The sequence below is a fragment of the Micromonospora sp. NPDC006766 genome (assembly GCF_040636055.1).
GTDB lineage: Bacteria > Actinomycetota > Actinomycetes > Mycobacteriales > Micromonosporaceae > Micromonospora.
On record NZ_JBEYIX010000091.1, the window covers coordinates 1 to 10,030 of the forward strand.

Sequence of the window (10,030 nt, forward strand, 5' to 3'; positions counted from 1 at the left end):
GGCCGAGGTGCCGGATCACGTCGTCGAGCAGGTCCGGTATCCGGGCCGGGTCGAGCCCGTACCCGGACGCGTAGCGTGGTTAGAGCGTCCGCACCCTGACGTTGCGGAACTCGACCAGGTCGCTGTTGCCGTGGTTCTGCAGCCCGATGAATCCGCTGAAGAACTGGCGCAGGTCCGTGGGCGGGTCGCCCGCGCGGGACGAGTTCTTGCCCGGGACGTTGTCGAACTCATTGATCACGACGCCGTTGCGGATGATCGTGTAGTGCTGCCCGACCGCCCGGATCTCGTAGTCGTTCCACTGGTCCTTCGGCGTCACCCCCGCCTTGTCCAGACCGATCGGCGCGAAGTTGTAGACCGAGCCGGTCTTCTGGACCTCACCGGTGGCTCCATCGTAGATCTGGATCTCGTGGCCGCAGTAAATCGCCACCCAGGCTGGGTCGGTGCGAGCCGATCCGGTCGTGCTGCAGCCCTCGGGACGGTCGGCCAGCGGAGTCCTCGGGTCCGGGAACCGGATGAAGACACCAGTGTTGGCGCGGGTGGTTCCCGTCGCGATGTCCTTGAACTGCAACCTCACCGAGAAGTCGCCGAACTCCTGTCCCGCGTACCAGAGCATGCCCAGGCCGCCGGAACTGCGGATGGAGCCGTCGGTGCGCAGCGAGAACTGCCCGCTGGGCGCCTGACGCCAACCCGCGAGGGAGTACGCCGACCCATCGAAGATCGACTTGTAGCCGGACGTCGTGCCGACCGGCGAGGCGGCGCCAGCCGCGCGCAACGCCACCGCCTCGCTGCCGGTGATGACCTTCGCGCCGGTCAGCTCCGCGATCACGTCGTCCAGGTGGCTCATGAACGACCCCTTGTTGGGCCAGTCCGCCTCGTCGTCGATCAGGTCGTTGATCGTGCAGCCGGCAACAGCCTGGCGGTTCTCCAGGCCGGTGTCGGTGTCGAGCAGTCGGACCGTCGACCGCGCGTCTGGGGCGTCGCACCCGGTGTTGACGTCGATCGTGGCGCTGGCGACCTCACCGTCGGCGTAGGTCACCTTCACGGTCGCCTTGTAGGCGCCGTGCTTGCGGTAGGTGTGGGTCGGGTGCGGCTGGGTCGACCCCTTGGTGCCGTCACCGAAGTCCCACTCCCAGGCGACGCCGCCGACCCGGGCGCTGGAGAAGTCGACCGTACGCGGCGCGGCGTTGGCGGTCACCCGGGCCGTCGCGTAGCTCGGGCCGGGGGTGGCCGGGCCGCCCTGGTAGACGATCCGGATCAGCTTCTGGTTCGAGTGCAGGGTGAAGAAGCCACCGGCGTAGTCGACCAGGTAGAGCGCGCCGTCCGGGCCGAACTTGGCGTCCATCCAGGACTGCAGCTGGGTGGTGCCGGTGCCGGGCTGGATGATGCTCCGCAGATCCTCGGCGAAGGCGGGCGCCCCCGCGTCCTTGACGGTCTTCGGGTCGACGGTCACCGCGACCCGGTTGTTCGCGTTGGACTGGTCACCGAGGAACCACTTGTTCTCCCAGTACGCCGGCCAGGCGACACCACTGTTGGTGTCGACCTCCGAGCGGTGGTAGGTCGGGCCGTTCATGATGGCCTGGCCGCCACCAGCGAGGTACGGCTGGGTGAGGGTCTCCTCGCCCACCTTGTAGCTGGGCAGGCCGCTGCCGTCGGTCCGGGTCGGGTAGACCGGGCCGCCGCCCTGCGGCGAGTACCAGATCATGTTGTTCCGCGCCGGCGGGATGTTGACCAGGCCGGTGTTGCGCGGCGACTCGTTCTTCAGGTTGTCGCAGTCGTACCAGCCGGTGGCGAGCTTCGCGTCGACGTTGCTCCGGTCCCGGTAGGGCTGCTTGTTGCCCATGCAGTAGGGCCAGCCCTGGTTGCCCGCGGAGGTGATGATCGTCGCGGTCTCGTACTTCGCCGGCCCCCACGTCTCGCTCGGGGCGCCGGCGTCCGGGCCGACCCAGGCGGCGGTCAGCCAGTTGTTGACGTGGTCCCAGGCGATCCGCGAGATGTTGCGGACACCCATCACGTAGATCTCCGGGCGGGTCTTGCCGCCGCCCTCCTCGTTACCGGTGAAGAGGTTCCCCTCGGGAACGGTGTAGGTGCCGTCCGCCTCCGGGTGAATCCGGATGATCTTGCCGTTGAGGTCGTTGGTGTTGCCGGCGGTGCGGCGCGCGTCCTGGAACGAGACGCCCTTGTAGTCCTCGGTCCAGTTGTTCCCGGAGTAGCCGTCCGAGCCGCCCGAGGAGTTGCTGTCACCGGAGCCGATGTAGAGGTTGCCCTCGTTGTCGAAGGTCATCCCACCACCGGCGTGGCAGCAGCTGTGGATCTGGGTGTCCCACTGCAGCAGGTCCTTGCGGGTGGCCTGGTCCAGCGAGTGCGCCTCGTGGTCGTAGGTGAACCGCGAGACCGTCCGCTTGCCGATCCGCAGGTCGCGGTCGATCGACTCGTGCGGCATCCAGTAGACGTAGACCCAGCCGTTCTGCGCGAACTTGGGGTCGAGGGTGATGCCGAGCAGGCCCTCCTCGTTCTTGACCAGCTCGCTGCCGCTGCCCCGGTTACCCATCACGGCCAGCGTGGTGAGCAGCTTCACCTGCTTGGTCGCCGGGTCCCACTCGTGGATCGTGCCGCAGCCGAGGCCCACGTTCGGGTTGTTCCAGTCGGCGATCGCGCCGGTGGCACACGCCGCCCGGCCGATGTAGAAGACCTTGCCGTCGGGGGCGACGGTAAGGCCGTGCGGCTCACCGATCTGGTCCATCTGCCCCGACTTGTTGGTCGTGGTGAGCCGCTCGGTCTTGTAGTTCGCCGCGATGGTCGCCTGGCAGTCACCCCGGACCGTGCCAGCCGTCCACTGGAGCGCGCCGAGCAGGTGGCTGCGGAACTGGAGGTCCGTGGTCCAGCTGGCCTCGGTGCGGCCCATGCCGGTGTAGAACGACCGGCCGCCGTCGTAGTCCTGACACCACGAGACCGGGTGGAACGCACCGTTACCGTTCAAACCGGTCTTGTGCTGCCACTCCTCGACCTGCGCGATCGTGTGGACCTTGCCGATCGGGTTGGGGCTCCAGTTGATCCACTGGTCCGAACGGGTCCACTTGAGCGGCAGCCCCTTGTTGGCCGGGTGCTGGCGGTCGGTGAGGTTGACGACCGACTGCTGCACCACGCTCTCGGGAGCGGGGCCGGCGTCGGGACCGAAGAACCGCAGCTCGGCGAGCTGGGTCAGCGGCTCACCGCTGTTGGCGGTGATGTCGAGCCGGTAGTGCTGGTAGGCGGTGCTGTTGTTGAACTTGAATTCCCTGGTCTGGAACCGCTGGGGGAAGGTCTCGTTGGACCGGGTGTCCAGGTTGACCCAGTTGGTCCCGTCCGTCGAGCCCTTCAGCGTCCAGTTCTTCGGGTCCCGTCCGGCGAAGTCGTTGGCGGACGTCAGCGCGTAGTGCCCGACGGCGACCGGCTTCTCCAGCTTCAGCTCGACCCACGCGGTCGGCGTGCGGGCCAGCCACTTGGTGTTGTTGTTGCCGTCGACGAGCTGGGCCTTGCCCTCGCTCGGCGGGTTCTCCGAGTTGACCTTGATGTCGACGACCTTCTCGGCCGGCGGCATGCTGCCCGCCGGCCGGGTGCCGATCAGGCCGGTGAACCAGGACGAGCCGGACTGCGCGTACGCGGCGTCGTGGACGCCGAGGAAGCCGCCGCCACCCCGGATGTACGCCTGGAACGCGGCCTCCTGGTCCCCGTTGAGCTCCACGCCCTTCGAGGAGAGGAACACCACGCTGCGGTAGCGGGCCAGGTTGTCGGCGTTGAAGACGCTGGGGTCCTCCGCCTCGTGCACGTAGAAGCCCTGCTCGTTGCCGAGCTTCTTGATGATGTTCGTAGCCCGCTTTACCGGGTCGTCCTGCGTGGCCGCCGGGCCGTGGAACACCAGTACGTTGACCACCTTGCTGCCCCAGGTGGGGGCTGCGGCGGCCTGGGCCTCCGGAGTGGCCTTCGGCGCCACGCTCAACAGGCCGAGCGTGAGCGCGGACGCCGAGGCGAGGACGCCGGCGCGATGGGCTGATCTTCTCAGTCGGGACATTCGGAAATGGCGGTCATTGGCCATTTCTGCTCCTCCAATGGGGTTGGGAGTCGCTCATGATGGATAAGGGCGTTCAGGAAGTCGTGTGCTGGTGCCCGCCGTGGTTCGGGATCTGCCCGTTGTCGTCGAGGACGTGGAACATCGTCGACATGCCCTGGTCGGAGTGGAACTGCATGTGGCAGTGCAGCATCCAGCTGCCCTCGCCCACCGAGTCGCCGGCGATGATCTGTACGCCGAAGGAGTCACCGGGACCGAGGGGCTTGTTGTCGATGAGCGGGATGTTGTCGACCACCGCCTTGGTGTCGCCCATGATCGTGCCGGTCCGGGTGTCAGCCCAGTTGTGCCCGTGGACGTGCCAGGTGTGCATGTCGTTGCCCATGCCGACGGCGATGAACTCCACCCGCTCACCCTTGCGGGCGATGAGGCAGGTCGGGCCGGCCACCGGCCGTACCGGGTCGCAGGTGTCCGCGTCGGCGCCGCGCCGCAGGTTGATGGTCTGCCGGTCACCGAAGACGGTCACGTAGGTCCGGTCCGGGCGCGGGTCGCCCTGACGGCGTACGACGAGCCCGCCGAAGAGCCCGGCGCCGACGCCCTGGGTCCCGTGCGCCCCGCCGACCATGTGGTCGTGGTACCACCAGTAGCCGGCGGTGCCCGGCGACCCGGTCTTGACGTTCCGCGGCTTGGCGTACCAGGTGTAGGTCCGCGATTCGCCCGAGCGCACGTACGAGCCGCTGTGCAGCGTGCCGTCCGAGTCCTGGGTGTACTTCACACCGTGGGTGTGCAGCGACACGCCGAGAGGGTGACTGGCATCGGTGCGCAACGCGGTGAGGGTTGCCACCGACACCTGGTTGTGCAGGGTGATCGCCAGGCACTCGCCCTCGATCATCTCGATGGTCGGCCCCGGGTAGGAGGCCGTCTGCGGGGTGAGCCCGTAGCCGAGCCGGACCTGGTTCGTCTCCCGGTCGCGCGGCAACTCCACCGCGTACATCTGGATGCTTCGGTCGGGGCGGACGCAGCCGTCCGGCTCCTTGGCGAAGGTCCCGGAGGTGACGGCCAGGGCCGTTCCCGCGCTGGCGAGCGTCCCCACCGCCACCGCCACCGCCAGGATCGTCCGGCGGGCGCTTGTTTTGAGCCGCCCGGCCGGTTCCGGTTGGCTGTCGGTCAATTCGTTTTCCAACGGGGTGATCCAATCGTTCGGTCAACCGCGGCTGGTGTCAGGGCCAGCCGCGGTCGACATGGTTATCAGGTGGAAATCGGTGGATGTGGCGATATCACGGAGTCAGCGGGGCAACCCGGACGTTGCGGAAGCTGACGATGTCGGTCGCGCCGTGCACCTGCAGGCCGATGTACCCGGAGGCGTTCTGCCGGCCGGCAGTGCCCGGGTCGTCCGAGCGGGGCGGGTCGAAGACCGCGCCGGGGGTGTTGATGAACTCGTTGACGAGTTCACCGTTGCGGTAGATCGAGTAGTGCTGCCCGACCACCCGGATCTCGAGGTCGTTCCAGGTGCCCTTCGGGGTGACCTGCGCCCCGTCGAGGTCCACGCCGCTGAAGCCGTACACCGATCCGGTCTTGTACCGGTCGCCGTCGGCCGCGTCGAGGATCTGGATCTCGTGGCCGTACTTGATGGCCACCCACTCGGGCCGCGGCTCCTGCGGGTGCTTGTGCACCCCGGGGAAGCGGACGAAGACACCGCTGTTGGCGCGCTTGTCGCCGGGAGCGTCGTCGCGCCACTGCAACTTCATGGAGAAGTCCCCGTACGTCCGGACCGGGAACCACAGCATGCCCATGCCGTCGACGGGACGGCTGGTGATCGAGCCATCGGAGTTGCGGGTGAAGCCGCCCGCGCCCACCTGCTCCCACAGCTTGAACGACGCGCCCGAGCGGTCCAGGATCGTCTCGTAGCCGTTCTGGTTGTCCGCCTTGCCGACAGCCGAGGCAGACGCCTGGTCGATCAGCGACTTGCGTTCCGCCTTGCTGACGACACCGAGGTGGAGCAGGTGCTCGGCGATCGCCTTGACGTGCGTCACGAACTCGGCGTGGTTGAGCCAGTTACGCTCGCTGGCGATCAGGTTGTTGATCGTGCAGCCGTCTCCGACCAGCCGGTTCGGCAGCCCGGTGTTCACCGTGCCGAGCCAGACGACCGGGCGGGTGTCCAGCACCGGGCACTCCGGGTTGTGGCTGACAGCCACCACGGTGAAGGTGACGGTCGCCGGTTCCGAGGTGTTGCCCGCGCGGTCGGTGGCCCGGTAGGTGACCGTGTGCTGGCCCGGGTGGTTGACCGTCACGGGGGAGGAGTACAGCACGTACGCCTGCCCGTCGAGGGAGTATTCGACCTTCTCGACGCCGGATTCGGTGTCGGTGGCGGTGAGGGTCACGGTGGCGGCGCCGACGTAGGCGCCCTCGCCGTCCCGCTGGCCGGAAAGGACGGCCGTCACCGTCGGCGGCGTGGTGTCCGGGTCCGGCGGCGTCACCACGGTGAAGGCGGCGGTCGCCGGTTCCGAGGTGTTGCCCGCGCGGTCGGTGGCCCGGTAGGTGACCGTGTGCTGGCCGGGCTGGGTGACCGTCACCGGGGTGGTGTAGGTGGTGTACGGCTGCCCGTCGAGGGAGTATTCGACCTTCTCGACGCCGGATTCGGTGTCGGTGGCGGTGAGGGTCACGGTGGCGGCGCCGACGTAGGCGCCGTCGCGGTCCTGATCGCCGGAGATCGAGGCCGTCACCGTCGGCGGCGTGGTGTCCTTGTCGTCCCCACCGGTGACCGTCAGCAGGCCGCTCATTGCCCCGTGACCGGGAATGGCGCAGAAGTAGTGGTAGACGCCGGGGGTCAGCACCACGTCCACCGTCCACCGACCACCGTTGCGGTCGTAGGGGTCGGCGAGGATGTTGACATCCACGTCGCGGTTGTAGAGCGGGTTGCCGGTGTCGAACGTGAGGGTGTGCTGCATGCCGCTGGTGTTGCCGGTCGCGGCGCTGTTCTCGAACACCAGCGTCGCCGGGCCAGCCACGGCGGAGGTGGGCACGGACAGGTAGGTCCGGAAGTCGTCGCCCGCTGTCCACGTCAGAATCTGGGCCTGTTGCTGCTGCTGGGCGTCACTGCCGCTGCCGGCGCTGGCGAGGGCCGGCGTGAGGCCGAAGAACAGAGTGATCACCATGGTGAGCACCGCCAGCGGCCGCCGGAGCGAACCGGTGGCCACCCGGTTCGAGGGAGGCGGCTGGCGGAACTGTGTGCCGAGTCTTAAGGAGACCTTTGGCATCTCCGGGCTACCTTTCACGTAGTTCCTTCTTTGTGGCCTACGGCGGATGCGCGTAGACCGGGGCAGAGGGCGCGCGCCGGCCTCGCCCGGCCGCGCTGTCGGGCGCGAGAGCTGCCACATGGTTCGGCAGCCGGGCGGGTTTGCTCGGGGGAGTGGGACAGCGATGGGGTGGGCCGGACAGGGTGGGGCGGACGGTCCAGACGAGCTCGCCGCGCGCCGCGAGCGGTGAGGACCGCCGTGCCTAAGGGACAGGGCGCGCGCCGCCGCGCCGGCTCAAGTTGTCGCCGTTGCCCGCCGCGGGAGCCACACCCGCGGAGAGAGCATGGTGTCGGGCAGGGCAGAGGTGGAGCTGACCGTTCGCCACGCCCGGTCAGCCAACCGCACCGTCGGTTACCTAGCTCACACCCAACGTTTGGTGGAAGAGGCTAACGGACTTCCTTCCGGTCTGTCCACCCCTTCCGTCGATATCCGCCTCCCTTCTGGACAAAGTGGCGGAGACTTTTTTCGTACCGACGAAAGTTTCTGCTCGCCCTCCGTAGTCGCACCACCGCGCCTCAGTCGGATGCCGCCCGGTCGGGCCTCGTCCGTGTTGGCCCGTCGGATCCAGTGGCCGGGGCCCGCCGGCCAGGTCCAACAGGCGTGGCCGGCGTCGGAGGGACACCAGGCCGACCGGTGATCCTCAACAGTCGACACTTCGTGGCGATCAGTAACAAAGAAATCGGCAGCCTGAAAGAAAGTTTGGTTCGACGGGCTCTTTCTTTCCCCCGCAGGTAGCGATACCGTCTGCCGCAGACGTAACAAGCGCGACACCCGTCGCACACGTCAAGGTTGCTACGGGTCCCCGGCGGGACCCAGGGGTGCACCCGCCAGGGGCGTGGCGAGTGCGGCAGCGGCTCCGCCGCCACGGCTTTGGGCCGTGTCGGCGGAGCCCGTCCCTATATGCCCCGGACCGACGCGTTTCGGCGGCGCGTTGGCTCTCGAAGACACACCCGGTTCCTCGACTCGTCATCCGGCGGACCTGCGGGTCCGCCGCAGAAAGGTGGAAGACAATGGACGAGGTGCAACGCCGTGCCGGTGGCACCGCCATGCCCAACCCGGCGCTCACCCGGCGCCGGATCCTCGGTGCCACGGCGGGTGCCGCCGCCGCGCTCGGCGCCGTGGGCCTGCCTGTGCTGCAGACCGCCACGCCTGCCATGGCCAAGGGTGGCTGGACGGTCGAGCCGCTGATCCCGGCGCAGAACCGCGGCATCATCCTCTACAGCGTGCGCGACCGGATCACCGCCGCGCCCGACACCAGCGGAGTGCCCTACGGCTTCGAGCGGGTGCTCGCCCGCCTCGCCGAGATGGGCTACAAGGAGATCGAGTTCGCTGGCTACACCCAGCACACCTCGATCCTGGGCCGGCAGATCACGCCCAAGGAGCTCCGTAAGATCCTGGACGACAACGGCCTGGTCGCCAACGGTGCCCACACCACGATCAACAAGGCCACGTTCCAGCGCGAGCTCGACATCGCCGAGGAACTCGGCATGAAGAACATCGGCACGGGCAGCGACCCGACGAGCAGCAACTACCAGTCCGACTGGGACGCCGCCGCCGACCTGTGGAACGAGCTGGGTGAGCAGGCCAAGGCGCGCAAGATGCGCCTGTACACCCACAACCACGACGCGGCCTACAACTTCCTGCTCGACGCCGGTCCGCTGGACGGCAACGGCCGGCCGACCCGCTCGTCGGGCGTCCGGAAGCTGGAGTACTTCTTCGCCAAGACCGACCCGAAGTACGTCTACTTCGAGATGGACATCTACTGGGCGTACGTGGCGCGCCACCGGTACACCAAGTTCGTGAACTCGGCGGGCAAGGAGAAGGTCGACCTGTTCGACCCGATCCTGACCGTGGCGCGGCGAGCCAAGCGGTTCCCGCTGTTCCACGCCAAGGACGGCACCAAGAACCCTGGGGTGACCAACGGGTACGACATGGCCCCGCTCGGCAAGGGGCAGATCAACTTCCAGCAGTTCTTCCAGACCATCGGTGAGCAGGACTTCCACCACGCCAACTGGGAGATGGACACCGCTCCGGGCGGGGCGGGCAACCTCGGCCAGTCGCTGGACTTCGCCAAGATCAGCTACGACAACATGTCCGAGCTGACCATCTACCGCAACGACGGCTGACGGGTCTGGCGCCTTCGCGCCAAATCCAATCGGTAACAGTGCATGGGACGCGACCCGGCCGCACACTGCGGCCGGGCGCTCCTGCGCATCCCCGTCCGGCCGCCGGCAGCGCGATGCGACGCGCCTGGCCGAGCCGTGCCCCGAAAGCCTGGTAGTCGAGCAGTCACCACCTGAGCTTTCCTTCCACTGTGGTGGAACCTTGCGTTGTGTGAAGCGCAGCTTTAGCGATCACCGTCCGTGACTTCTGTCCTGGTCGGAAAAACTTTTGTTTTGACCGCGCGAAAGATCTAGACACAGAGCTCAAAGGGCTCCTACTGTGTCGGGCATGACACGCCGCTGTTGTGACGGCGTGAACCCCTTGTCGGAGGTGACACCGGTGCGCACTGTGGACACACTGCATCTGCGCCTACTGCGCCTGCTGCGTGACCATGGTGCGATCTCCCGGGCGGAGCTGGCCGACCAGCTGGAGGCGCCTCGCCCGCGGCTGCTCGCCGAGCTGGAGCGTCTGGTCGGTCTCGGGTTTGTGGCTGAGGCGGGGTTGGCGGCGTCGCGGGGTGGTCGTCGTT

At 67.9% G+C, this 10,030-nt stretch carries 5 protein-coding genes; 2 read left to right on the plus strand and 3 right to left on the minus strand.

All coding sequences use genetic code 11. From position 1 onward, the window contains the following. Positions 1-79: 79 nt before the first annotated feature. From ABZ671_RS31755 to ABZ671_RS31765, 3 genes are all read right to left on the minus strand, one after another. Positions 80-4,072 (minus strand): ThuA domain-containing protein, encoded by a 3,993-nt coding sequence (locus tag ABZ671_RS31755; RefSeq protein WP_357865017.1) that lies wholly within the window; start codon positions 4,070-4,072, stop codon positions 80-82. Positions 4,073-4,121: 49 nt separating this feature from the next. Next, positions 4,122-5,225, minus strand: coding sequence for a multicopper oxidase domain-containing protein (locus tag ABZ671_RS31760; protein WP_357865019.1), 1,104 nt, complete (start codon positions 5,223-5,225; stop codon positions 4,122-4,124). A gap of 94 nt (positions 5,226-5,319) precedes the next feature. After that, positions 5,320-7,299: a family 16 glycoside hydrolase gene (locus ABZ671_RS31765; protein WP_357865020.1), complete on the minus strand. Its 1,980-nt coding sequence runs from the start codon at positions 7,297-7,299 to the stop codon at positions 5,320-5,322. 1,049 nt (positions 7,300-8,348) lie between these two features. Between ABZ671_RS31765 and ABZ671_RS31770 the strand changes: the two genes are divergently transcribed. Continuing rightward, positions 8,349-9,464 (plus strand): sugar phosphate isomerase/epimerase, encoded by a 1,116-nt coding sequence (locus tag ABZ671_RS31770; RefSeq protein WP_357865022.1) that lies wholly within the window; start codon positions 8,349-8,351, stop codon positions 9,462-9,464. Between the two features lie 376 nt (positions 9,465-9,840). Then, positions 9,841-10,030, plus strand: a 190-nt coding sequence (locus ABZ671_RS31775) for a winged helix-turn-helix transcriptional regulator (protein WP_357865024.1), incomplete at its 3' end; no start/stop codon positions are given.

Bases quoted from the DNA above. Each gene is read 5' to 3' on its own strand.
- ABZ671_RS31755 (WP_357865017.1), bottom strand. From the start codon at position 4,072: ATGGCCAATGACCGCCATTTCCGAATGTCCCGACTGAGAAGATCAGCC.
- ABZ671_RS31765 (WP_357865020.1), bottom strand. From the start codon at position 7,299: ATGCCAAAGGTCTCCTTAAGACTCGGCACACAGTTCCGCCAGCCGCCT.
- ABZ671_RS31770 (WP_357865022.1), top strand. From the start codon at position 8,349: ATGGACGAGGTGCAACGCCGTGCCGGTGGCACCGCCATGCCCAACCCG.